A 22,964-nucleotide genomic window follows, 5' to 3' on the forward strand; every position below is an offset into this window, starting at 1 on the left:
CGGCGGACGGGTATACCTCTGCGTATGACCTTGGTAGCGGTGACGGCGGGCCTGGCACTGATCGCCGTGGTGGTGGTCGACGTCTGGCTCACCGTCCTGCATCCGGACGCGGAGGGACCGATCGCCCGTACGGTCCGGCGGCTGGTCTGGCGCGCCTCGTCGCTGACCGCCGGCCGACGCCGCACGCCGCGCCGCACGCCGCTGGTCTGGGCCGGGCCGGTCCTGGTCACCGGCACGTTCCTCGCCTGGCTCGGGCCGCTGGTGCTCGGGGTCGCACTCGTCGTCTGGCCGAACCTGGACGGCTACCACCGGGTCGCCGGTTACGGGCCGGCCGGTTTCGTCGACGCCCTCTACTACGCCACCGGGCTGCTGACCGTGCTCGGCTTCGGCGACCTCACCCCGGACACCGGGCCGCAGAAGCTGTTCGCCGTGACCGCCGCCGCCCTCGGTTTCGGCTTCTTCGCCGCGCTGGCCACCTATCTCATCGAGCTGATCACCGGGCTGACGGTCCGCAACCGGTTCGCGCTCACCATTCACGACCAGGTTCGCGGCACCGACGGGGTGGGCCTGCTCACCCGGAGCCTGACCGACGAGGGGGTCGACGTGGCCCGCGAGCGGTGTACGGCCTGGGCGGCGAGCCTGCGGGAGGTCGACGACACCGTCCGTCGGTATCCGCTTGTCGCCCTCACCTACCGGCCCCGCCGCCGGGACTACGACATCGAGCCCGCCCTGGAGCAGATCGCCGCGGTCACCGTCGCGGCCCTGCTGGCCGCCAGGTGCGATCCCTGGCGCGGCCTGCGCCCCCGGGCGGAGGAACTGGCGTACGCCCTGCTGCGCCTTCAGGACACCATCGCCAGCCGTTACCTGGGCCGTCATCTGCTGCCGGCGGCCAGCGATCCGGCGGCGGCCGACGCGCATCCCGACGAGGTTCTCCGCCGCGTGCACGCGCGGCTTAGGGACGAGTTGGGGCCCCGGTTCGATCGGCCACCGGACGGCGACAGGTTCGTCGACGAGGTGCTCTCCCGGTCACTGCCGTTCCTCGCGGCGCTGCGCGGCTGGTCGGTGCTCGGGGTCACCCGCGACGGACCACCGATCGGGGTGGCCCGGCCGGACGAGCCGGAGCGGCCTTGACGCACGAAGCATGCTTCGTGAATAATGGTGCGTAGTTCGAGGGGGAGTACCCGACGCACTGCGCGCCACCGTCAGTACGGGCCCGGCCCATCCGGGCCCCGGTGGCGCGGCCACCACACCGGTGGCCGGGGAGACCTTCGTCCCGCGACGCCGGACGCCGCGTCCGGCCGGACGAGAGGTCTTTCCGGTGTCTGTCTCCTGGTGGGTCTGGGCCCTGCTGATGCTGGCGATCGCCGTGATGCTGGCGATCGACCTGTTCCTGCACCGTGACAACCACGTCATCGGCTTCCGCGAGGCCGCGACCTGGTCGGGCATCTGGATCGCCGCCGGCCTGCTCTTCGGGGTGGTCCTGTGGGCGTGGCAGGGCGGTGACGTGGCCGGCACCTACTTCGCCGGCTATCTGATCGAGAAGGCGCTGTCCATCGACAACGTGTTCGTCTTCGCGATGATCTTCACCTACTTCGCGGTTCCCGCCGCGTACCAGCACAAGGTCCTGTTCTGGGGCGTCATCGGTGCGCTGGTGTTCCGGTTCGTGTTCATCTTCGTCGGCGCGGAACTGCTGGAGACCTTCTTCTGGACCGCGTACCTGTTCGGTGCGTTCCTCATCGTGACCGCCTACAAGATGGCGTTCCAACACGGCGAGCAGACCCCGCCGGACCGCAACCCGGTGGTGCGCCTGGTACGCCGTCTCGTGCCGACCGATCCGGCGTACCACGGCGACCGGTTCTTCACCCGGATCAACGGCAGGCGGGTCGCGACCCTGCTGTTCGTGGTCCTGATCGCGGTCGAGACCACCGATCTGATCTTCGCGGTCGACTCGGTCGCGGCGATCCTCGCCATCACCACCAGCACGTTCATCGTGTGGACCGCGAACGCGTTCGCGATCCTCGGGTTGCGCAGCCTGTACTTCTGCCTCGCCGGCCTGCTCCGCCGCTTCGTGCACCTGCACTACGGCCTGGCGGTGCTGCTGGCCTTCGCCGGGGTCAAGCTCATCCTGTCCGAGACCCCGGTCGGCAAGCTGCCCATCCCGGTCACCCTGGGCGTCATCGTGGCGACGATCGCGGTGTCCATCGCCTGGAGCCTGCGCAGCACCAGCTCGCGCCCGGAGACGCCGGAGCCCGCACGACTTCCCTGATGGTGCGGTCTCAACCGGCGCCGGACACCGCAACATCCGGGAAAGTGCCCGACTCCCGCTCGATGGGGGTGGCGGTGGTGAAGGCGACGGTGACGACCAGGTCATCCAGCGGCAGGGTGCGCCACAGCCAGGCGGTGCCGGGCGGCACCTCCAGGCCGTGCCGGTGCCACCAGGTGGCCACCGGCACCTCGGCGAGCTTGGCCAGACACTCCACCCGGGTCCACCGGCCCCAGAAGTCGGTGGACCCGAACCGTCGGGCCAGCGCGGGGGGTAGCGCAGCGGCGGCCCGCTCGGCGTCGATCGCGACCCGCCAGCCGGGCACCGGCGGGGCGTACCAGCCGACACAACGTCCGTCGCCGAGATGGCTGCGGGTGACGGCGGCACCGGAGTCGGCCACCGCCGCCACCCGCAGGTGTCGTGGCGCGGCGGCGAGCAGGGCGGAGACCTGTTGTCCCGCACCTTCGTAGGTGCGGGACAACGGGTGCGGCGGATCAGATCGAGGCGGCACCGTCGACCACGATGACCTGGCCGTTGATGTTCGTCTGGTCGCGCAGCAGCAGCCGCACCACCGGCACCACCTCCTCCGGCTCGGTCAGCTGACCGGTCGGCGTACGGCGCACGATCTGGTCGAGCTGGGTCTGGCCGAGCACCGCCGACATCTCCGAGGCGAAGAAGCCCGGCGCCACCGCGTTGACCAGTACCCGCCCGCCCAGTTCCCGGGCCAGCGAACGGGTCGCCGCGTCCATCCCGCCCTTGGTGGCGGAGTACGCCACCAGGCCCGGGAAGCCGCGCTGCGCGCAGATCGAGGTGATGTTGACGATCCGCCCACGCCGCCCCTGGGCCAGCATCCGCCGCACGACCAGCCGGGTGAGCTGCAACGGTGCGGTCAGGTTGGTCTCGATGATCCGGGCGATGTCGGCGGTGGCGGTGTGTACGTGCAGCGAGTCCTGCCCGACGGCCGCGTTGTTCACCAGGCCGTCGATCGGACCGAGCCGCTCCTCGGCCGACCGGACGAACGCCTGCGCGGCGGCGAGGTCGGTCACGTCGACCGAGCCGACGTGGGTCCGCTCGGGGTGGGCGTCGGCGAGCTTGGCCAACTCGGGTGTGACGGTACGGGCGAAGGCCGCCACCTTCAGGCCCGAATCGAGCAGGTCGGTGACGATGGCGAGGCCGAGGCCGCGGGATCCGCCCGAAACCAGCACCACGGAGCTGGGCGGTACGGGCCGGGCGAGGGTGGTGGGGTCAGACATCGCTCTTCAGGGTCTCCTTGACGGGAATTTCGGTCAGCACACGGATCCGCCGCGGGACCGCGTACTCGGGCAGCTGGTCGGCGCACCAGCGCACCAACGTCGCCTCGTCCAACTTGGCGCCTGCGGTCGGTACCACCTCGGCCACGACCATGTGGCCGAGCAGCGGGGCACGCCGACCGGTGACCCGGGCCCAGGCCACCTGCGGATGCGCGGTCAGCACGTCGCGGACCACACCGGCGGAAACCTTGCTGCCACCGACGTTGATCTCGTCCGCGTCGAGCCGACCGGTGATCAGCACCCGGTCACCGCTCACCTGCGCCCGGTCCCCGGTGCGGACCGGACCGTCCAGCCCGGCACCGTGGTACGGCGAGGTGATCACCAGCTCCCCGTCACGCACCCCGATCGTGGGACGGCCCGGAGCTGCCCGGTCCAGCCAGTCCACCGGAAACCCGGCCCGCCCGTCGTGCACCACGATGGCCGCGCCGACCTCGGAGGAGGCGTAGATCCAGGAGATCCGGGCCGCCGGGAACACCTCCCGCAACCGGTCCAGGATGGTCTGGTCGACCGGTTCACCGCCGAGGGTCAGCTGACGCAGCGGCACCCGGGCCAGCCCGGCCGGATCGCGGTGCAGGGCCCGCCGCCAGAAGGTGGGGGTGCCGGAGGCGGCGTCCACACCGTGCTCGGCCGCCAGCGCCGGCCAGTCGTCGAGCTGGTCCGGTTCCACCACCACCAGGTGCTGACCCGGCTGGGTCAGCGACAGCGTGACCACCTGCCACCAGGCGTACGTGCCGGGGGCGTACGGGCAGAGCCAGGTCCGCGCCGGCTGCTGCCCCCGCACGGTGGTGAGCGATTCGAGGGTGTGCCCCACCCGCTTGGGACGACCGGTGGAGCCGGAGGTCAGCAGCCACAGCCGACCGGGCTCGGCGGCCCGCGCCGCGGGCGCCGTCGCGTCCCCGGCCGTCGGGGCGTCCAGCTCGGTGACCGCGAACCCGGCGTCGCGCAGTTCCGCGCGCATCGCCGCGTCGACCCGGCTGGCGGTGCTGAGCAGCAGCTCGGTGCCGTGCACGGCGTGGTGCCGGGCGGCCGCGAGCGCATACCGGGCCGAGTGGGCCAGCGCGGCAGCAGGCCCCGGAAGGGTCAGCTCCGGCAGGTCACGCCAGGTCAGCGTGGCACCGTCGACGACGATCCGGTTGTCCGCCCCCGCCGGATGGACGGGGGCCGGCGCGGCGGTCTCGACGCTCACTGCCGCTGCAACTCGACGAGGAAGTCCAGCACGTCGCCGACGGTGGCGATCCGGCGCAGCCCGGGAGCGTCGAAGTTCAACTCCTCCCCCGTGGCGTCCTCGACGCGCAGCGCCAACTCGGAGAAGTCCAGCGACCGGAAACCGACCTCGCGCAGATCGGCGGCGTCGTCGGCGGGCAACGCCTTGCCCTGGTTCTTGAGAACCTCGCCCATGAGGTCGCGAATCTGCGCCCGACTCAATTCCTTCATGCGGCGGAGTGTACAGCCAGGTGAATCGTGATTAGGGTGCCCGGTGACCAGGTAAACGGAGCGGAAAGCGAGCGGTACGTGTTGCGTGACGCCACCGAGGACGACGTTAACCTGATGTTGTCCTGGCGTAATCAGGAAATCAACCGACAGGTCAGCAAGACCAGTCACGTCATCACCGTCGAGGAGCACCGACGGTGGTGGTCGGCGGTCCGTCAGGACCCCACCCGCCGGGTGCTGACCTACCTGCGCGACGGCGTGCCCAGCGGCGCGGTCAGCTACTTCGACCTGCGGATGTCCGGCCCGCGTACCGGCGGTTGGGGCTTCTACCTGGACGCCGAGGGGCTGGCCGAGCGGGGTGACACGCTGCCGGCCTGGCTGGAGGTGATGCGGGAGGCGGTCGACCACGCCTTCGACGTGCTGGCCCTGGACCGGCTCGAGGGCGAGGTGCTCGCCCACAACACGGCGGTGCGCCAGATGAACCGTCGCTTCCGTTTTGTCGAGGGGCCCGGTCGTCAGGAGACGCACGACGGCCGGGAAATCACCGTCATCCCCATTTCCCTGGAGCGCGCCAACCGCCGCGTTCGCTGATTCTTGGCATTCCGTCCACGCATTGTTCACGTGGCCGACGAGTTGCGTTGGCCATTACTGCGGGATTGTCACCGACGCCGCCACGCGGCCCACTGCCGCTGCGGGTCGCCGCCCAACCGGACGAAGCCGTACCGCGCGCCGTCCCAGTCACCGGGCTCGCCGGGCGCCCAGCGGGCGAAGACCACCTCCGCCTCGGCCGGCGGCCGGTCCCGGAACCACGGCACCTCGGTCCAGGTGACCTGGTGGCTGAGGTTGAACCGGAGCTGGTAGGGCACACCGGTGGAGGCGGCGACCCGCTCCGGTGCGCGGACCCCCAGCCCGGTCACGCTGGGCACGGGCGTGCCGGCCGCCGCCAGCGGGCGGATCAACCGCTGCGTGATCACCTGCATGGTCGCCACGTTGACCACGACCAGCGCGGCGAGCACGACCGCCAGCAGGCCGGTGCGCGCGGCCGGCCGGCGGATCGCCAGCACGAGCACCAGCAGCAGGCAACCGGCGACCCCGATCGCGGAGCCGACCAGGGGACGCATCTGTCGCCACCCGCCGGTCAGGGCCATCAGGTCCGGCGCGCTGAACCCACCCCAGCGCAGCCGCGCGCCCCGGGCCTCGGCGTGGTCCAGGCGAAGCCGGATCAGTGCCCCGCCCACCACCAGCAGCAGCACGGTGACCCCGACCCGGCGCAGCAGCGGACGGTACGCCGCGCCGAACAGCAGCCCGACGCCGACCAGCAGCCAGAACGGGGCGAACACCTGCACGTAGCGGGCGTAGATGGCGTCCGGTACCCGGTCCGGCACACCGGCCAGGACGACCTCCGCGCCGACGGCGACGCCCACAGTGGTCAGCAGGGCCATCCCGAGCGTCCACCTGGCGGCGTCACCGCCCCGGCGACACACCCTGGTCACCGCCTCGGCACCGGCCAGCCCGGCCAGCCCGAAGGTGACCACCGTCAGGTACCACAGCTGCGTACCGACCGACGCCAGCACCTGCGACAGGCCGCGGACCGAGGTGAGCGCCCGTACGGCGTTGCCACTGGCCGGGTTGCCGAGCAGGTGCACCGTGTCGCCGAGCAGTCGTACTCCCGCCTCGTTGCCCAGCGCCGCGACCGCCACCGGCAGCACCGCCGCCAGCAGCGGCACCGGGCCCAGCCGACGGCGGACGAGAAGTGCCAGGGCCAGCAGCGCGGATCCGGCGACGACCACCACGCCGCGCGAGTGCACCAGGTGGGCCGCGCCGGCCAGGGCACCGCACACCGCCGCGGCGACCGGCCCGGGTCGGTCGACCAGCCGGTGCACGGCGAGCAGCCAGGCCAGCAGCAGCGGCCCGAGCACCGCGTCGGTCATCGCCACCGTGGCGTGGAAGGCCACCGCCGGCAAGGTCGCCGCGCCGACCGCCGCCGCCAGCGCCGGACCGGATCGCAGCCCCAACAGCCGGCGACCGAGCAGGTACGCCAGCGGCAGGACCGTCGCGTTCAGCGCCGCGTTGATCACCCGTACCAGCAGGTAGGTGTCGAGGAACTCCCGGTCCAGCAGGAAGGCCGGCGCGATCAGCAGCGGGTAGCCGATCCGGCGCAGGGTCTCGTTCTCACTGCTGAACCCCCCGGGACCGCCGGCCAGGGCGCGTGCGGTGTTGAGGTAGCTGTCCTCGTCGGTGTGCGCGAACGGCATGCTGGCGTGGCGGGCCAACCAGATCCGCCACGCGGTCGCCAGCAGCCAGCCGCCGACCAGCAGCAGGGGCAGCAACCAGCGGCGACGGTCGGGCCAGGCCGCTGCCCGCCGGTCCACCGGCCCGTCCGGGTCCTCGGCCCGGATCGTCTCGGCTTCGACGGTCATTGTTTCCTCCCACGACACGGCCGGGCCGGCAGCCGCCGTCCGAACGCGCCACGGTTCCCGGTCGGGTCGAGACGCTAACGGCCCGGTCGACGCAGGTCGGCGGGCACGCCGCGACGACGGCAGGTGTTCGCCAACCGGGTGCCGGCCATTCACCGCCGCACGGCACGTGGTTAACCGCAGGGCTCGGGCCCGTTAACCCGCCGCGTCTAGCGTTCCCACCCGGCCGGCCCAGGCCGACCGCGAATCCGACACACACGGGAGCACCAAGTTGAGCGAGCTGAACGGATCGTCCATCCTCGTCACCGGGGGAACGGGTTCCTTCGGCAGGACCTTCCTGCGGCATCTCCTCGCCGATACCGATCCGGCCCGGGTGGTGGTCTTCTCCCGTGACGAACTCAAGCAGTACGAGCTACGTCAGCAGCTCGGCGACGACCATCGGCTGCGCTGGTTCATCGGCGACATCCGCGACCGGCACCGGCTGACCCGGGCCATGCACGGCGTGGACTACGTCGTGCACGCCGCCGCCCTCAAGCAGGTCGACACCGCGGAGTACAACCCGTCGGAGTTCATCGCCACCAACATCACCGGTTCGCAGCACGTCGTCGACGCGGCGATCGAGGCCGGTGTGCAGAAGGTGGTGGCCCTCTCCACCGACAAGGCGTCCAGCCCGATCAACCTGTACGGCGCGACCAAGCTGGTCGGGGACAAGCTGTTCATCTCCGCCAACCACTACGCGGCACAGCACCCGACCCGCTTCGCGGTGGTGCGCTACGGCAACGTGGTCGGCAGCCGGGGCTCGGTGGTTCCGCTGTTCCGTCGGCTCGCCGCCGAGGGCAAGAGCCTGCCGATCACGGACAAGCGGATGACCCGCTTCTGGATCACCCTGGACCAGGCCGTGCAGTTCGTCATCGACTCGTTCGACCAGATGCAGGGCGGCGAGCTGTTCGTCCCCCGCATCCCCAGCATGCGCATCCTCGACCTGGTCGAGGCGGTCGCCCCGGACGCCACCACCCATGAGATCGGCATCCGGCCCGGCGAGAAGCTGCACGAGGAGATGATCGCCCCGGACGACAGCCGGCGGACGCTGATCGCCAAGGACCGGTTCATCGTGCAGCCGACCATCGCCACCTGGGGCTACCAGCCGCCCGTCGGCTGCGAGCCGGTGGCGGACGGCTTCGCGTACCAGTCGGACACCAACGATGAGTGGCTCACCGTGCCCCAGCTGCGTGAGATGCTCGGCATCGCGGCATGAGTTCGTCTTTTCTTCCGTACGGACGCCAGTCGGTCACCGACGACGACGTGGCCGCCGTGGTCGCCGCCCTGCGCAGCGACTGGCTCACCACCGGCCCGGAGGTGACCGCCTTCGAGGCGGACATCTCTGCGTGGGCCGGTGGCGCCGGGGTGGCGACGGTCTCCAACGGCACCGCCGCGCTACACGTGGCGTACGCGGCGGCCGGTGTCGGCCCCGGCGACGAGGTGATCGTGCCGCCGATGACGTTCGTGGCCACCGCCAGCAGCGCGGTCGCCCTGGGTGCCCGGGTCGTCTTCGCCGACGTGGAGGAGGAGACGTTCACCCTGGACCCGGCTGCGGTGGCCGCGGCGACCACCGGGCGGACGAAGGTCGTCGCCGCGGTGGACTACGCCGGTCACCCGGCCGACTACGACGCGCTGCGTGCCGCGCTCGACGGCAGCGACGCGCTGCTGCTCGCCGACGCGGCCCACTCGATCGGTGCCACCTACCGGGGCCGGCCGGTGGGATCGCTTGCCGACCTGACCACGTTCTCGTTCTTCCCGACCAAGAACCTGACCACCGCCGAGGGCGGCGCGGTCGCCACCACCGATGCGCGGTTGCTCACCCGGGCCCGCCGGTTCCGCAACATCGGGCTGGTCCGGGAACCCGACGAGCTGCGCTGGCCGGACGAGGGTGGCTGGCACCAGGAGGTGCACGAGTTCGGCCTGAACTACCGACTGCCGGACGTGTTGTGCGCGCTCGGCCGTAGCCAGTTGCGCCGCCTCGACGCCTTCCTGGCCCGTCGCGCCGAACTGGTGGCCCGCTACGACGAGGCGCTCGCGGAACTGCCCGGCGTGCTCGTCCCCGGCCGGCGCGACTGGGCGGCACCGGCCTGGCACCTGTACCCGATTCGGGTGCTCGACGGCCGCCGCCGCGAGATCTACGAACGGATGCGCGCCGCCGGCATCGGCGTACAGGTCAACTACATCCCCGCGCACTGGCACCCGGCCTTCGCCGATCTCGGCTACCGGCGCGGCAGTTACCCCGTGGCGGAGGCCTTCTACGCCCAGCAGTTGTCGCTGCCGCTCTACCCTGGACTACGCGACGCCGACCAGGAGCGCGTCATCGACGCATTGGCTGCGGCCCTGCGCGGCACCTCGCTCCGGTCCGCCGCCTGAAGGAAAGCCCGATGCACCACGCCAACCACTTCTACGGTCACGCCCACGTGCTGGCCCGCTACGCCGGGCTGGGTGACGGCCATCCACCCCGGATCAACGGGTACGTCCAGCACGGCTGGAACATCGGCGACGGCCTCGCCCCCGGGCACCCGTACGCCGAGCGCACGCCGAGTCTGCTCTGGTCGGAGCAGACCCGGCGGCGGGCCTGGTCGGTCGGGCGGCGCAACGTCACGGTGATCGGGGCACCGTTCGTCTACCTGCTGGCCATGCGGCCGGAGGAGGAATCCGCGCCGCACCGGGAGGGCACCATCTGGTACCCGTTCCACGGCTGGGAGGGCCAGCACGTCAAGGGTGACCACAAGAAACTGATCGCCCGCATCCGGGACACCGAACCCGGCCCGGTGACCGTCTGCCTGTACTGGCACGAACACCGGATGCGGCGGGTACGCCGGCTCTACGAGAACGCCGGCTTCCGGGTGATCTGCCACGGCTACCGGGGACACTGGTGGTCCAACACCGACCCACAGTTCCTGGACCGCCAGCTCGCCGAGCTGCGCCGGCACCGCCGGGTCGCCTCCAACCGGCTGACCAGCGCCATCTTCTACGGCATCGCGGCCGGTTGCGAGCCGGCGGTGTACGGCGACCCGATGGTGCTGGCCGACGAGGACCCGACCTTCGGCGGCACCGCCCGGATCCGCCGGCAGTGGCCGCAGCTGCACGGCGAGCAGGTGCACCTGCCGACCGCCGTCGAGATCGCGCACGCCGAACTGGGCACCGACCACCGCCACCCGCCCGCCGCGCTGCGGGAGCTGCTGGGGTGGTCGTACCCGCAGGAGGAGACGACGTGACAACCGAGACGGCTTCGGCGGTGACGCTGCCCGGCGGCGAGATGCTCGCCTGGTCCGACCGGACGGACCCGGCCGACGACGGCCCTCTCGCCGCGTTGGCCGCCCGCCTGGTGCCGGCCGGCGCCCGGGTGCTGCTGGCCGGACCGCACGGTCCGGCGGTGCTCGACGCGCTGGCCCACACCCGGCTCACCTGCCTGCTGCGCGGCTACCCGGACGCGACAGCGGTCGCCGGACGGGTGGACCGGGTCCTGGTGTCCGGCCCGCGGGGCCTGCCCGCTGGCGAGGAGTACGACGTGGTGATCGCCGGCGCCGGGCTGGACGCGATCGAGTCGGTCGAGGGTGAACGGCTCGGCTGGGACGAGCTGCTGGCCCGCCTGGTGGCGGCCGTCCGCCCCGGCGGTGACCTGCTGCTACGGCTGGACAACCCGCTCGGCGTGCACCGGCTGACCGCCGCGGAGAGCTGGTACGCCGGCCGGGGCGACGCCGAGTGGACCGTCGGTGGCGTGCTCGACGCCGCCCGCCCCGCCAATCTGGCGCAGGTACACGAACGGCTGACCGTCGCCGGGATGCGCGTCGGCACCTGCTACGCCGGGTATCCCCGTCCCGACCTGACCACCGCGCTGCTGGCCGCCGACGAGCTGGCCCGGCACACCACCAGCGGACTGTTCGACGCGGTGCTGCACGCCGCCTGCACCGACGGGTACACCGGCCGGTTCGTCCTCGCCGACCCGGCCCGGCTGGCCGTGGACGCCCTGCACGCCGGTCGCGCCGCCGACCTGGCCCCGTCCTGGCTGGTGCTCGCGCGCCGGCCGGCCACCGGGTCGGGCGGCACCGACGACGACTCCGGCGACCCACCGCCGCGCCTCGACCGGCCGGAGGATCCGCCGCCCGGGGTCGGCGGACCCGACCGGCTGCCGGTGGCCTTCTTCGCCGACGCGACGGCGGGCGGCACCGTGGTCGAGGTACGGGACGGGCCACCGGGCTGGCACTGGCACCAGTCCGGCGTCACCGTGCCCGCCCCGTCGACCGACGCACCGAACGCCGGCCGTGAGCCGGCCCACCGTGACCCGGCCGCCCCCGACGGACCGGTGCCCGACGGGCGTCTGCTGCGCAGCCTGCTGCTCGACGGATGCCTGCGGCGCGACACCGCACTGCTGCGCCGGCTGCTCCGTGGGTACGCCGACTGGCTCGACGGCCAGGCCGAGCAGGGACGGCTCGCCGGGGCGGTGGCCCTGGCCGGGGCGGACAGCCTGGTCGTCGACGGTGACCGCTGGGGAGTGCTCGACCGGGGCTGGCGCGCCGACGCCCCGTTGCCGGTCGACGTGGTGCTGGTCCGGACGCTGTGGCGCTTCGCCGCCGACCTGCTCACCGGCGGGTACGCCCACCCGTGGACCTCCACGCTCGACGTGACGGGGCTGACCGTGCTGCTCGGTGGGGTCGCCGGACGCGACGTCGACCGGGCCGCCGTCGAGGCCGCGATGGCGAAGGGCGCGACGGCTGCGGAGGCCGAGGTCAGCCCGACCGACCCGCCGCCCGGCCCGCGCAGCTACCAGCAGCTGCGCGAGGCGTGGCTGCGCCAGCGGGAGGAGAACACCCGGCTGACCGCGCTGCTCACGTGGACCGAGAACCTGCTCACCTCGCGCGAACGCGCGTTGCGTCGGGCCGAAGCGAAGATCAACCTGATGAGCGGTTCGCTGAGCTACAAGGTCGGGCGGCTGGCCTTGACCCCGGCCCGGATGGCCAAGCGCGGCGCCCGCGCCGCCAAACGCCGTGCCCGCACGGCCATCGCCGCGAAGCAGGGAGAACAGAAATGACGGACCGGATCGTCGGCATCGTGCAGGCGCGGATGGGGTCGTCCCGGCTGCCCGGCAAGGTGCTGCGTTCGCTGGCCGGACGCAGCGTGCTCGGCCGGGTGGTCCGGGCCGCGCAGGACAGCGGCGTACTGGCCGACCTGGTGGTGGCGACCAGCAGCGACGTCGGTGACGACGCGGTCGTCGCCGAATGCGAACGGCTCGGCGTCGCCTGGCACCGGGGCCCCGTGGACGACGTGCTGACCCGCTTCGTCGGCGCCCTGGACGCCCATCCCGCCGACGCGGTCATGCGGTTCACCGCCGACTGTCCGCTGCTGGACCCGGAGATCGTCAGCCTGGTCGCCTCGGTGTACCGGGCCGTGCCGGGACTGGACTACGCCAGCACGTCGATCGCCCGTACCCTCCCCCGGGGGCTGGACGTCGAGATCATCCGGGCGGACGCGCTGCGTACCGTCGACCGGCTCGCCACCGACCACCACCGGGTGCACGTGACCTCGTACGCGTACGCGCATCCGGAGGTGTTCCGGGTGCTCGGCGTGACCCTCACCCCGGACCGTTCGCAGCTGCGCCTCACCCTCGACACCGACCGGGACTGGGAGCTGGTCCGCGCGGTGGCCGACCACTTCGGTGACGTCAGCGTGCCGTTGGCCAAGCTCGCCGACTGGCTGGACGGGCAGCCGACGCTGCGCGCGCTCAACGCCGACGTCCGGCAGAAGCGGTTGGAGGAACGCTGAGCACGTTACGCGTCGGGCTGCGCTGCGACGCCGGGCCGCTGCGCGGTGTCGGGCACCTGGTTCGCTGTCTCGCCCTCGGCGAGGCGTTCCAGGCCCGGGGGGCAACCGTCGAGGTCTTCGGCACCGTCGACGGCGTCGGATGGGCGGCCGACCAGCTCACCGCCCGGGGCATCGCGTCGCACCCCGGCCCGGACACCCCGGCCGAGCTGGTCGCCGCCGCCCGCCGCCACGACCTCGACGTGCTGGTCCTCGACTCGTACGAGCTGGATCCCGCCGGTGCGGGGGCGCTGCGGGCCGCCGGGGTGCTGACCCTGGCCATCGTCGACGGGGACACCCGGGGACAGGACGCCGACCTCTACCTCGACCAGAACTTCGCCACCGACCTGGCGGTGCCCGCGGGCCGGCTGCTCGCCGGCAGCGGGTACGCCCTGCTGCGCGCGGGTGTCCTGGCCGCCCGGCCGGCGGCCCCGCGCCCGGCGGTGACGGTCGATCCCCCCTCGGTGCTGGCCTTCTTCGGCGGCACCGACGCGGTCGGCGCGGCACCGGTGCTGACCGAGGTGCTGCTGTCGACCGGCCGGCCGATGGAACTCACCGTCGTCGTCGGCCGGCCCGAACTGGGCGAGCGGATAGCCGGGCTGACGCCGGGCCCCGGGCAGTCGCTGCTGCCGGTGCCTCCCACCGCAACGCTGCCGGCCCTGATCGCCGCGGCGGACCTGGTGGTCAGCGCGGCCGGCACCTCCACCTGGGAACTGTGCTGCCTCGGGGCGCCGTCGGCGCTGGTCTGTGTGGTGGACAACCAGCGCGAGTCGTACCACCGGGTGGTGGCCGCCGGGCTGGCCGCCGGGCTCGGTGAGCTGCCCGCGCTGGCCGGTGACCCGGCGGCGGTCCGCGCCGCCACGCACACCCTGGCGGGGCTGCTCGACGACGGGGCACGCCGGGCGGAGCTGTCCGCCCGGGCCTGGGCCACGGTGGACGGGCGCGGGCGGGAACGGGTGGTGGACGCGGTGCTGGACGCGCTACGGCAGGTCGCGGCTGGCTCCCCAGTGCAGTGACAGGCCCCGCACGGCCCGGTCGGTGTTGATCTGCATCATGCTGCCGAGGATCGTCGCCCGGTCGACCACGATCGCGGTGCCGTCGAGCGTGTAGGTGGTCCGGTCGCTGATCAGCACGGCAGCGCCCGGTGCGGCGTCGAGGTGTGTCGCCAGCGCCGCGTCGAGGACGCCGGGCCGGATCGTCTCGGTGGCCCGGGCCACCGAGACACCTCGGGCCGCGAGCGCCTCGTACAGCGACGTCGCGGTGAAGTCCACCTCACGCAGCCCGTCCGCGTGCGACGCGCGAACCCACGAGACCTGGTGCACGGCGCGGCGGCCGGCGAACGCGCGCACCCGCTCCAGCCGCAGCCCGTAGTCGGTCGTGTCGGTCCGCAGCGTGCCGGCGATCCGCGCCGGCAGCCGGCGCACCGCCCGGCCGACGACGGTGGTACGCACCTCGTGGCCCTGATCCCGCAGGTCGTCGGCGAAGCTGCGCAGCGAGCCCAGCCGGTACGCCAGGTGCGGCGGGGCGACGAAGGTGCCCCGGCCGGGTTGCTGCTCGATCAGCCCCTCGTCGCTGAGCTGCCGCAACGCCTGCCGCAGCGTCATCAGCGTGACGCCGTAGGCGGCGCTGAGATCGCGTTGGGAGGGCAACGCCTCGCCGGGCCGGTAGTCCCCGGCGCGGATCTTGGCGGCGAGGTCGGCGGCGATGGTGCGGTACCGCGCCGTGGGCGCGTCCTGCCCGGTGACCATGCCGCCGCCCGCCCCCTAACCTCCGGCGTCCGCCGTTGTCCGTGCCGGCACGCCGTCCAGCGCCGTGCGCAGTGACCGGACGAATCCGGCGGTCGACGCCGGGTCCGCACCGTCGAGCAGGCGTCGCATCAGCGCCGCGCCGACGATCACACCGTCGGCGTCCCGCGCCGCGGCAGCCGCCTGCGCCGGTGTCGAGATGCCGAATCCCAAGAATACGGGCCGGTCCGTGACGCCCCGCAGGCGCCGCGCCAGTGCGGCGGCCGAGGCGGCGAGGTGCTCCCGTTCGCCGGTGATTCCCATCAGGGAGACCGCGTAGACGAAACCACGGCTACGCTCGGCGATCTCCCGAAGCCGGTGGGTGGGCGTGGCCGGTGACGCCAGCAGCGCGAGGTCGACGTTCGCGGCCCGGGCGGCCACGCTTGTCGCCCCGGCCTCCTCCAGCGGCAGGTCGGGCACGATCAGGCCCTGGACGCCCGCCTCGGCGAGGGACCGGCAGAACCGGCCCGCGCCGCGCCGCAGGGCGAGGTTGGCGTACGTGCTGACGACGACCGGCACCTCGACCCGGTTCCTGGACAGGTCGGCGAGGACGCCGTCGGCGGTGGCGCCCCGGGCCAGCGCGACGTCGGACGCCTCCTGGATGGTGACGCCGTCGAGGGTGGGGTCGGAGAAGGGGATACCGACCTCGATCGCGTCGGCCCCGGCATCGGCGATCGCGCGCAGGTGGTCGGTCCAGTCCGGGGTGACTCCCCCGGTGAGGTAGGGCATGAGCAGCTTGCGTCCACGGTCGCGCCGCAGCCGGGTCTCCAGCGTGGTCACCGCGCCTCCTCGTCGCCGAGGTACGTCGTCAGGGTCGCGATGTCCTTGTCGCCGCGGCCGGAGAGCGTGACGAGCACGCTGCTGCCGGTGGGTAGGTCGGTGGTGCCGGCGGCCCGGACGACCCAGGCGAGCGCGTGCGCCGACTCGATCGCCGGGACGATGCCCTCGGCGCGAGCCAACCGGACCGCCGCCGCCAGTGCCTCCTCGTCGGTGGCGGTGACGTACTCGGCTCGGCCGAGATCGCGCAGGTGGGCATGCTCCGGACCGACTCCCGGGTAGTCCAGGCCCGCCGCGACGGACCGTGCCTCCCGGATCTGGCCCTGCTCGTCCTGGAGGAACAGCGACTGGAATCCGTGCAGGACGCCGACCTCACCCAGCGCCGCGCCGGCACCGCCCGCCGCCTCGACCCCCACCAGGCGGGCTGGCGTGTCCACGAAGCCGGCGAAGGTGCCGGCGGCGTTGGAGCCACCACCGACGCAGGCGACGACCTGATCCGGTGTACCGGCCGACAACTGCTCGGCGCACTGGTGTCGGGCCTCCTGGCCGATGACCGCCTGCAGCTCGCGCACCAGCCACGGGTACGGATGCGGCCCGATCACCGAGCCCACGCAGTAGTAGGCGTCCTCGGTGGCGCTCACCCAGTGGCGCATCGCCTCGCTGGTGGCGTCCTTGAGGGTCCGGCTGCCCGAGCGCACCGGCACGACCTGCGCACCGAGCAGCCGCATCCGGAACACGTTGTGCGCCTGCCGCTCGACGTCACGCTCGCCCATGAAGACCGTCACCGGCAGGCCCAGCAGGGCACCGGCGGTGGCGGTGGCCACGCCGTGCATTCCCGCGCCGGTCTCGGCGATCAGTCGCCGCTTGCCCATCCGGCGCGCCAGCAACGCCTGCCCCAGCACATTGTTGATCTTGTGGGAGCCGGTGTGCGCCAGGTCCTCCCGCTTGAGCAGCACCGTCACGCCGAGTTCGGCCGACAGCCGCAGGGCCGGGGTCAGCGGGGTCGGTCGACCCGCGTACCTCGACAGCAGCCACGCCAGGTCACCCCGGAAGCCGGGATCCGCCCACGCCTCGGCGAAGGCCGCCTCGACCTCCTCGCACGCGGGGATCAGCGGCTCGGGCACGAACCGGCCACCGTGGCGCCCGAACCGACCGGCCACGGGCGCGGCGGTCGGGCCGCGCAGGGCCAGAGCTTCCATGACAGCTCCCAACTGTTCTATAACTGTTGGCATCAGTTATAGAACAGTTCCTCCGAGGTGCGCAAGGGACTCCACCGACGCGCCCACCACACGACCGGACCGGCACCGCCCTAGGACAGGTGTGCTAACTCGCTGCTAGGGTGGGGGCATGTCGCAGACCGCGTACCAGCCGTCGATGCTGGAGGTCACCGATGCGGCGCCCACCCTCGGCCCGTTGGCCGGGCAGCCGCGCCGGCACCCGCTGACCCGGGGCGCCTGGGTCGATCACCTGCCCGGCTGGGTGCGCGGCTCCGACCAGGTGCTCGACGTGCTGCTACGCGAGGTGCCGTGGCGGGCCGAGCGACGCACCATGTACGACACCGAGGTCGACGTCCCCCGGCTGCTCAGCTGGTACGGTGCCGGCCGACCACTACCACACCCGGTGCTCACCGCCGCCCGCACGGCGCTGACCCGCCACTACGCCGACGAGCTGGGCGAGCCCTTCGTCACCGCCGGGATGTGCCTCTACCGCGACGGTCGGGACAGCGTCGCCTGGCACGGCGACACCCAGGGCCGCTCCGCCCACGTCGACACCATGGTCGCCATCGTCTCCTTCGGCTCGCCCCGCCAACTGCTGCTGCGCCCGCGCGGCGGCGGGACCAGCCTGCGTTTCCCACTCGGCCACGGCGACCTGGTGGTGATGGGCGGCTCCTGCCAGCGCACCTGGGAACACGCGATACCGAAGACCGCCCGCCCGGTCGGCCCCCGGGTCAGCGTCCAGTTCCGCCCGGCCGGCGTCGCCTGAGCGACCCCGCAGCCGCTCCACCGTCCTGAGCACGGGCGAGCCCGCCCCCGCCGGATCGACAGGAACGGGCTCGCCCTCAGCACGGTCGCGACCTGAGGGACGCGTTCTGCTCAGAGCGTGTTTGAGATGGAGTTGATCAGGTCCTGGTGAAGGTGCGGCGGGGTTGCCGGCGGGCGGGTTGGCCGCGGGTGATGCGGCGGGTGATGCCGGCGATGGCGGCCCAGCGGATGAGGGCTGCGGAGATGGCCGGGTGGCGCTCGTAGTCGCGGGCCAGGCGGCGGCAGGCGGTGAGCCAGGCCAGAGTCCGCTCGACCACCCACCGACGTGGGTGGACGGCGAAACCGCGCTGCTCAGCGGGTTTACGGACGATCTCCAGGGTGGTGCGCAAGGTGTCGCGAGTCCAGTCGACCAGGCGGCCGGCGAAGCCCTGGTCGGCGTAGACATGCCGGATCGGGCTGATCATGTAGGCGCCCAGCAGGGCGGTCTTGGCACCGTCGCGGTCCTGCCAACTCGCGGCGAGGACGGTGACGGCGACCAGCAGTCCCAGGGTGTCGGTGACGATGAACCGCTTGCGGCCGTTGACCTTCTTCCCGGCGTCGTAGCCCCGACTGTCCCGACCCACGGTATCCGCGCCCTTCACCGTCTGCGAGTCGATGATCCCCGCCGACGGGTCCGGCTGACGGCCTTGCTGCACCCGCGCCTTGACCCGCAGCGTGGTCAGGAGCTTCTCGGTGACGCCGGCTTCTTCCCACCGGGTGAAGTACCAGTACACCGTCTGCCACGGCGGCAGATCCGCCGGCAGATAGCGCCACGGACACCCCGACCGCACCACGTACAAGATCGCGTTCACGATCTCCCGACGCGGATGCTTCTCCCTGCGGCCGTCCGTGCTCGGCTCGGGCAACAACGGCTCGATCAGCGCCCACTGGGCGTCAGTCAGGTCCGAGGGGTAACCACGACGTGCAACCACCGCGCCACCCTGCCCGCCCCGGCAACAGATGTCACGCCGCCACACCGTCCACAACAGACCTTCTCAAACACGCTCTCAGACCGCGCGCCCTAGAACTGCGCGAAGAAGCGCCACACCTCGCCCTTGGTCCAGGTCCTGGCGCCGCTGTCGCCGCCGCCATCGACCGGGCCGGGGGTGTGACCACCGTCGAACGCCCCCCACTGCACGGGATAGCCGGCGCGGCATCCCGAGTAGACGGTGGTGATGTGCGTCCGGCTGCCCGCCGCCGGCTCCGGCGGGTTCTGCGGGGTGCAGCCGTTGTTACGGACGAACCTGTCCCGCAACGACCGCCCGCTGGTGATGTTGTCGGAGATGCCGTGGATGCCGAAGTACGCGATCGGCTCGGTGCCACCACTGCACCCGCTCAGCTCCCGGGGAGCGCCGTAGACCGCGACCGCCCGGAAGACGCCGGCGCGGGCACAGGCGAGGGCGTAGCTCATCGCGCCGCCGTAGCTGAACCCGAGGGCGAAACGCTGCGACGTGTTGACGCACAGGTCACTCTCGATCCGACGGATCATGTCGTCGACGAAGGTGACGTCCTCGCCGCCGGAGTTGGCCCAGCCGTTGCCGATGCCCTGCGGCGCGACCAGGATCGCGGTGTTGTTCGACTGCTCCTGCTGCCCGTAGTAGGCCCAGGCCGCCCCGTCGGCCCCACCGTAGGCGACATCGCCGGCCGTGCCGCCCCACCAGTGGAACGCGAACATCAACCGGTAGCGGGTGTTGCTGTTGTAGTTGGCGGGGAGCCTCAGGATGAGCTGCGACTCTGGCCGCCGCTCTGGATGGTGTGCGTACCGTTGCCCAACGTCGGCGTCCGGCCGCATCCCGCGCCCGGCTCACCGGTGGGTGGTGGCGACGTGGGGCCACCCCCGTCGACCCGGGCCAGCTGCCACTGCTGGTTGGCGCCGTTCCAGTCGGCGTACTGCACCACGTTCGCGCCGTCCGCCGTGGCCGCACCCTGCACCTCCACGACCTTACCGCTGTGCCGACCGACCAACCGCACATGACCACCATCGGAATCAGCCAACCGGAACTGCTGATTGGTGCCGTTGTGATCAGACCACTGCACCACCGCCGCACCATCCGCGGTCGACGCGTTCGACACATCCAGCACCTTGCCCGAATGCCGCGACTTCAACCGGTAGTAACCACCACCGGAATCCACGAACTGCCACTGCTGATTCGCACCGTTGTTACGCGTCCACTGACTGATCCGCGCACCATCGCTGGTCGCCAGACCATACACGTCCAACGCCTTACCACTGTTGCGGTTCACCAACACGTACCAGGCATTGGTGTCCACGGTCGCCGCCGCCGCGGGCGCCGCGTTGACGGCGACGAGGCTACCGGCCACCAGGACGGCCGCACCGACCGCCGCCACGACCGACCGTCGGCGACGCCTGGCAGGAGAGGCGGGACGAACCTCACCATTCATTGATCCACTCCTTCGACTAGGACCACGCGCGGTCGGGAGGGGACGCGCGTTGTCGCAGGCACCGACGGTGTGGATGGTGGTGTCGACACGTCGGGCCGCCAGCGAGCAAGCCCCAACGTATCGTCGTAATACGTCATACGTCAATGAAGGACGTCGATGGACTGCGGCGTGCCGGACGATCACGTCCGGCACGCCGGGTGCGGAACAGGCAGCTACTCGCGGTCGATCTGGTGACCCACCACGGCCGGGCCGAGCATGACGGCGAAGCCGGAGCCGTCGCGGCGCGGGTCGGCCGCCGGCAGCTCCACCGCCTCACCGTTGGCCGTCGAGCCGACCGGCCGGGGACCGACCCAACCGACCACCACGTCGGTCTCACCCTTGAGGAACCGATGGGCACGCACCCCGCCGGTCGCCCGCCCCTTCGCCGGGTACGCCGACAGCGGCGTCACCTTGACCGTCGCACCGGTCGAGGTGACCACCATCGGCTCACCGTGCTCCGGATCGTCGGTGCGCACCGCGCCGAAGAACACCACCCGAGCCCCGGATGGCAGGGCGATCCCGGCCATCCCGCCGCCCTTGAGCCCCTGCGGCCGGATCGTCCCGGCGGCGAACCGCAGCAGCGAGGCCGCGCTGGTCAGGAAGGCGAGCGTCTCAGCACCGTCGACCAGCCAGGTCGCCCCGACCACCTCGTCGCCGTCGCGCAGCCCGATCACCTCGAACTCGTCGGAACGCACCGGCCAGTCCGGCGCGCAGACCTTCACCACACCCTGCCGGGTACCGAGCGCCAGACCCGGTGAGCCCTCGGCGGCAGCGCCGAGCGGCGCCAGGCCGACCACGGTCTCCCCCGGCTCCAGCGGCACCAGCTCGGCGGCGGACATCCCGCCGCGCAACGACACCGTGCCGGCCTGCTCCGGCAACACAGGCAGCGGCAGCACGTCCACCTTGAACGCCCGGCCGGCACTGGTCACCAGCAGCACCCGCCCCCGGGCGGTGGAGTGCGCCACGGCGCGTACCGCGTCGTGCTTGACCCGGCCGTGCCGGCGGCGCCCCTCGGCGGCCTCCTCCGACTCGGCCGCGGTGCGAGCCACCAACCCGGTCGCCGACAGGATCACCTGGCACGGGTCGTCGGCGACCTCCAGCGGCCCGGCCGGCGCGGACGCGGCCAGCACCTCCTTGAGGTCGCCGTCGACGAGCGTCGTCCGCCGGGGCGCGGCGAACTGCTTGACCACCGCGGCCAACTCGTCCGAGACGACCTTCTTCAGCACGTTCTCGTCGTCCAGGATGGTCGACAACTCGGCGATCTCGGCGCGCAGCTTCTGCTGCTCGGCCTCCAACTCCAGCCGGTCGTACTTCGTCAGCCGGCGCAGCGGAGTGTCCAGGATGTAGTTCGCCTGGATCTCGGAGAGCTTGAACTGGCGCATCAGGCCGCTGCGGGCCGCCTGGGCGTCCTCGCTGCCCCGGATCAGCTTCACCACCTTGTCGATGTCGAGCAGGGCGATCAGCAGACCGTCGACCAGGTGCAGCCGCTCCTCCCGCTTACGTTTGCGGTACGCGCTGCGCCGGGTCACCACCTCGTAGCGGTGGGCCAGGAACACCTCCAGCAGCTCCTTGAGCCCCAGGGTGCGCGGCTGCCCGTCGACGAGCACCAGGTTGTTGACGCCGAAGGACTGCTCCAGCGGGGTCAACCGGTAGAGGTCGGCGAGCAGCGCCTGCGGGTTCACGCCGACCTTGCACTCGATGACCAGCCGGGTGCCGCTCTCCCGGTCGGTGAGGTCCTTGACGTCGGCGATCCCGGTGAGTCGCTTGGTCTTGGTCACCTCGTTGGTGATGGCGGCGATGACCTTCTCCGCGCCGATGCCGTACGGCAACTCGACCACCGTGATGGCCTGCCGACCCCGGCTGCCCTCCAGCGGCCCGATCTCCACCTTGCCGCGCATCCGCACCACGCCCCGGCCGGTCTCGTACGCCCGGCGCACCTCGTCCAGGCCCAGCAGCATGCCGCCGGTGGGCAGGTCGGGACCGGGCACGAATTCCATCAGCTTGTCGAGGGTGGCGTTCGGGTGCCGGATCAGCCACCGGGCCGCCGCGACGACCTCGCCCAGGTTGTGCGGGATCATGTTCGTCGCCATCCCGACCGCGATCCCGGCGGCACCGTTGACCAGCAGGTTCGGGAAGGCCGCCGGCAGCACCGTGGGCTGGGTCAGCGAGCCGTCGTAGTTGGGCTCGACGTCGACGGTGTCCTCGCCCAGCTCACCGACGAGCAGCATTGCCTCCCGCGACATCCGAGCCTCGGTGTATCTCGCCGCTGCCGGTCCATCGTCTGGGCTCCCAAAATTTCCATGCCCGTCGATGAGTGGCACGTTGAGCGAGAAGTCCTGCGCCAACCGGACCATCGCGTCGTAGATCGGGCCGTCGCCGTGCGGGTGATAGCGACCCATCACGTCACCGACCACGCGGGCCGACTTGACGTACGCCCGGTCCGGCCGGAAGCCCGACTCGTGCATCGAGTAGAGGATGCGGCGGTGCACCGGCTTGAGGCCGTCGCGTGCGTCGGGCAGGGCCCGGGAGTGGATGACCGAGAAGGCGTACTCCAGGTAGGAGTCGGACACCTCGGTGGTCAGCGGGTTGTCGATGATCCGCGCGCCGGCCCGGTCGAACGCGGAGTGGTCGACCTTCGTCTCCTTGCGGCGTGCCATGGCTCAGCTTTCCTTCCGAGA

The 22,964-nt window shown here is 72.3% G+C and carries 21 protein-coding genes and 2 pseudogenes; 10 read left to right on the forward strand and 13 right to left on the reverse strand.

Features of this window, described 5'->3' with window-relative positions; all coding sequences use genetic code 11:
- Positions 1-24 precede the first annotated feature (24 nt).
- Positions 25-1,131, forward strand: coding sequence for a potassium channel family protein (locus O3597_RS16025; RefSeq protein WP_281601624.1), 1,107 nt, complete (start codon positions 25-27; stop codon positions 1,129-1,131).
- A 187-nt stretch (positions 1,132-1,318) separates the two neighbouring features.
- Positions 1,319-2,266, forward strand: coding sequence for a TerC family protein (locus O3597_RS16030; protein WP_164445363.1), 948 nt, complete (start codon positions 1,319-1,321; stop codon positions 2,264-2,266).
- A gap of 10 nt (positions 2,267-2,276) precedes the next feature.
- On the opposite strand, the gene O3597_RS16035 is transcribed toward O3597_RS16030, so the two are convergent.
- The 4 genes from O3597_RS16035 to O3597_RS16050 are packed head-to-tail and all read right to left on the reverse strand — an operon-like array spanning position 2,277 to position 5,007.
- Positions 2,277-2,774, reverse strand: a complete 498-nt coding sequence (locus O3597_RS16035; protein WP_281601625.1) for a hypothetical protein — start codon at positions 2,772-2,774, stop codon at positions 2,277-2,279.
- Entirely contained in the window at positions 2,758-3,516 is a 759-nt protein-coding gene (locus O3597_RS16040; RefSeq protein WP_164445364.1) for an SDR family NAD(P)-dependent oxidoreductase, read from the reverse strand. Before O3597_RS16040 ends, O3597_RS16035 begins: the two co-directional genes overlap by 17 nt.
- The gene (locus tag O3597_RS16045; RefSeq protein WP_281601626.1) at positions 3,509-4,759 is read right to left on the reverse strand and encodes an AMP-binding protein; all 1,251 of its coding nucleotides are present in this window, start codon (positions 4,757-4,759) and stop codon (positions 3,509-3,511) included. Before O3597_RS16045 ends, O3597_RS16040 begins: the two co-directional genes overlap by 8 nt.
- Positions 4,756-5,007 carry an acyl carrier protein gene (locus tag O3597_RS16050; protein WP_093403117.1) on the reverse strand — a complete coding sequence of 84 codons (252 nt, stop codon included), beginning with the start codon at positions 5,005-5,007 and terminating at the stop codon, positions 4,756-4,758. Before O3597_RS16050 ends, O3597_RS16045 begins: the two co-directional genes overlap by 4 nt.
- Positions 5,008-5,034: 27 nt before the next feature.
- Between O3597_RS16050 and O3597_RS16055 the strand changes: the two genes are divergently transcribed.
- Positions 5,035-5,595 (forward strand): GNAT family N-acetyltransferase, encoded by a 561-nt coding sequence (locus tag O3597_RS16055; RefSeq protein ID WP_281601627.1) that lies wholly within the window; start codon positions 5,035-5,037, stop codon positions 5,593-5,595.
- 68 nt (positions 5,596-5,663) lie between these two features.
- On the opposite strand, the gene O3597_RS16060 is transcribed toward O3597_RS16055, so the two are convergent.
- On the reverse strand, positions 5,664-7,424 hold the full coding sequence (locus tag O3597_RS16060) for a glycosyltransferase family 39 protein (protein WP_281601628.1): 1,761 nt from the start codon (positions 7,422-7,424) through the stop codon (positions 5,664-5,666).
- A 268-nt stretch (positions 7,425-7,692) separates the two neighbouring features.
- Here O3597_RS16060 and pseB point away from each other — a divergent pair, with 268 nt between their 5' ends.
- From pseB to O3597_RS16085, 5 genes are read left to right on the forward strand one after another with little or no spacing between them, the layout of a single operon-like run.
- Positions 7,693-8,676 (forward strand): UDP-N-acetylglucosamine 4,6-dehydratase (inverting), encoded by a 984-nt coding sequence (pseB, locus tag O3597_RS16065; RefSeq protein WP_281601629.1) that lies wholly within the window; start codon positions 7,693-7,695, stop codon positions 8,674-8,676.
- Complete coding sequence (locus tag O3597_RS16070) at positions 8,673-9,833, forward strand: DegT/DnrJ/EryC1/StrS family aminotransferase (RefSeq protein WP_281601630.1); 1,161 nt, start codon at positions 8,673-8,675, stop codon at positions 9,831-9,833. The genes pseB and O3597_RS16070 overlap by 4 nt, the downstream gene beginning before the upstream one ends.
- Before the next feature lie 11 nt (positions 9,834-9,844).
- Positions 9,845-10,681, forward strand: a complete 837-nt coding sequence (locus O3597_RS16075) for a hypothetical protein (protein ID WP_281601631.1) — start codon at positions 9,845-9,847, stop codon at positions 10,679-10,681.
- Complete coding sequence (locus O3597_RS16080; protein WP_281601632.1) at positions 10,678-12,495, forward strand: class I SAM-dependent methyltransferase; 1,818 nt, start codon at positions 10,678-10,680, stop codon at positions 12,493-12,495. The genes O3597_RS16075 and O3597_RS16080 overlap by 4 nt, the downstream gene beginning before the upstream one ends.
- Complete coding sequence (locus O3597_RS16085) at positions 12,492-13,226, forward strand: glycosyltransferase family protein (protein WP_281601633.1); 735 nt, start codon at positions 12,492-12,494, stop codon at positions 13,224-13,226. Before O3597_RS16080 ends, O3597_RS16085 begins: the two co-directional genes overlap by 4 nt.
- 5 nt (positions 13,227-13,231) lie before the next feature.
- Here O3597_RS16085 and O3597_RS16090 read toward each other — a convergent pair whose 3' ends face one another.
- On the reverse strand, positions 13,232-13,456 hold the full coding sequence (locus O3597_RS16090) for a hypothetical protein (protein ID WP_281601634.1): 225 nt from the start codon (positions 13,454-13,456) through the stop codon (positions 13,232-13,234).
- Between O3597_RS16090 and O3597_RS16095 the strand changes: the two genes are divergently transcribed.
- On the forward strand, positions 13,397-14,278 hold the full coding sequence (locus O3597_RS16095; protein WP_281604560.1) for a spore coat protein: 882 nt from the start codon (positions 13,397-13,399) through the stop codon (positions 14,276-14,278). The two genes, O3597_RS16090 and O3597_RS16095, sit on opposite strands and share 60 nt — an antisense overlap.
- Here O3597_RS16095 and O3597_RS16100 read toward each other — a convergent pair.
- Genes O3597_RS16100 through trpB form a run of 3 tightly spaced genes read right to left on the reverse strand, consistent with a single transcriptional unit; the run spans position 14,243 to position 17,022 of the window.
- A complete protein-coding gene (locus O3597_RS16100) occupies positions 14,243-15,010 on the reverse strand; it encodes a GntR family transcriptional regulator (RefSeq protein ID WP_281601635.1) in 768 nt (255 codons plus the stop codon). The genes O3597_RS16095 and O3597_RS16100 overlap by 36 nt on opposite strands.
- A 15-nt stretch (positions 15,011-15,025) precedes the next feature.
- Entirely contained in the window at positions 15,026-15,826 is an 801-nt protein-coding gene (gene trpA / locus O3597_RS16105; protein ID WP_281601636.1) for a tryptophan synthase subunit alpha, read from the reverse strand.
- On the reverse strand, positions 15,823-17,022 hold the full coding sequence (trpB, locus tag O3597_RS16110; RefSeq protein WP_281601637.1) for a tryptophan synthase subunit beta: 1,200 nt from the start codon (positions 17,020-17,022) through the stop codon (positions 15,823-15,825). The genes trpA and trpB overlap by 4 nt, the downstream gene beginning before the upstream one ends.
- A gap of 148 nt (positions 17,023-17,170) precedes the next feature.
- On the opposite strand from trpB, the gene O3597_RS16115 reads away from it, so the two are divergent.
- Positions 17,171-17,806 carry an alpha-ketoglutarate-dependent dioxygenase AlkB gene (locus tag O3597_RS16115; RefSeq protein WP_281601638.1) on the forward strand — a complete coding sequence of 212 codons (636 nt, stop codon included), beginning with the start codon at positions 17,171-17,173 and terminating at the stop codon, positions 17,804-17,806.
- 136 nt (positions 17,807-17,942) lie between these two features.
- Here the strand turns inward: O3597_RS16115 and O3597_RS16120 are convergent, their stop codons facing one another.
- The 4 genes and pseudogenes from O3597_RS16120 to O3597_RS16135 all read right to left on the reverse strand — a co-directional run bounded on the left by O3597_RS16120 (position 17,943) and on the right by O3597_RS16135 (position 22,943).
- Positions 17,943-18,776: an IS5 family transposase gene (locus O3597_RS16120; RefSeq protein ID WP_281601639.1), complete on the reverse strand. Its 834-nt coding sequence runs from the start codon at positions 18,774-18,776 to the stop codon at positions 17,943-17,945.
- A gap of 92 nt (positions 18,777-18,868) precedes the next feature.
- Positions 18,869-19,641, reverse strand: a pseudogene (locus tag O3597_RS16125) (glycosyl hydrolase); the annotation flags it as partial.
- Between the two features lie 12 nt (positions 19,642-19,653).
- Positions 19,654-20,247, reverse strand: a pseudogene (locus tag O3597_RS16130) (RICIN domain-containing protein); the annotation flags it as partial.
- Between the two features lie 212 nt (positions 20,248-20,459).
- The gene (locus O3597_RS16135; RefSeq protein ID WP_281601641.1) at positions 20,460-22,943 is read right to left on the reverse strand and encodes a DNA topoisomerase IV subunit A; all 2,484 of its coding nucleotides are present in this window, start codon (positions 22,941-22,943) and stop codon (positions 20,460-20,462) included.
- Positions 22,944-22,964: the final 21 nt, after the last annotated feature.

The organism is Verrucosispora sp. WMMA2044 (assembly GCF_027497155.1).
In the GTDB taxonomy this organism is placed as follows: domain Bacteria; phylum Actinomycetota; class Actinomycetes; order Mycobacteriales; family Micromonosporaceae; genus Micromonospora; species Micromonospora palythoicola.

What these genes read in the sequence shown, in the direction of transcription:
- O3597_RS16025 (WP_281601624.1), top strand. Translation starts at nt 25, where the DNA reads ATGACCTTGGTAGCGGTGACGGCGGGCCTGGCACTGATCGCCGTGGTG.
- O3597_RS16040 (WP_164445364.1), bottom strand. Translation starts at nt 3,516, where the DNA reads ATGTCTGACCCCACCACCCTCGCCCGGCCCGTACCGCCCAGCTCCGTG.
- O3597_RS16050 (WP_093403117.1), bottom strand. Translation starts at nt 5,007, where the DNA reads ATGAAGGAATTGAGTCGGGCGCAGATTCGCGACCTCATGGGCGAGGTT.
- O3597_RS16060 (WP_281601628.1), bottom strand. Translation starts at nt 7,424, where the DNA reads ATGACCGTCGAAGCCGAGACGATCCGGGCCGAGGACCCGGACGGGCCG.
- O3597_RS16070 (WP_281601630.1), top strand. Translation starts at nt 8,673, where the DNA reads ATGAGTTCGTCTTTTCTTCCGTACGGACGCCAGTCGGTCACCGACGAC.
- O3597_RS16075 (WP_281601631.1), top strand. Translation starts at nt 9,845, where the DNA reads ATGCACCACGCCAACCACTTCTACGGTCACGCCCACGTGCTGGCCCGC.
- O3597_RS16085 (WP_281601633.1), top strand. Translation starts at nt 12,492, where the DNA reads ATGACGGACCGGATCGTCGGCATCGTGCAGGCGCGGATGGGGTCGTCC.
- O3597_RS16100 (WP_281601635.1), bottom strand. Translation starts at nt 15,010, where the DNA reads ATGGTCACCGGGCAGGACGCGCCCACGGCGCGGTACCGCACCATCGCC.
- trpB (WP_281601637.1), bottom strand. Translation starts at nt 17,022, where the DNA reads ATGGAAGCTCTGGCCCTGCGCGGCCCGACCGCCGCGCCCGTGGCCGGT.
- O3597_RS16115 (WP_281601638.1), top strand. Translation starts at nt 17,171, where the DNA reads ATGTCGCAGACCGCGTACCAGCCGTCGATGCTGGAGGTCACCGATGCG.
- O3597_RS16135 (WP_281601641.1), bottom strand. Translation starts at nt 22,943, where the DNA reads ATGGCACGCCGCAAGGAGACGAAGGTCGACCACTCCGCGTTCGACCGG.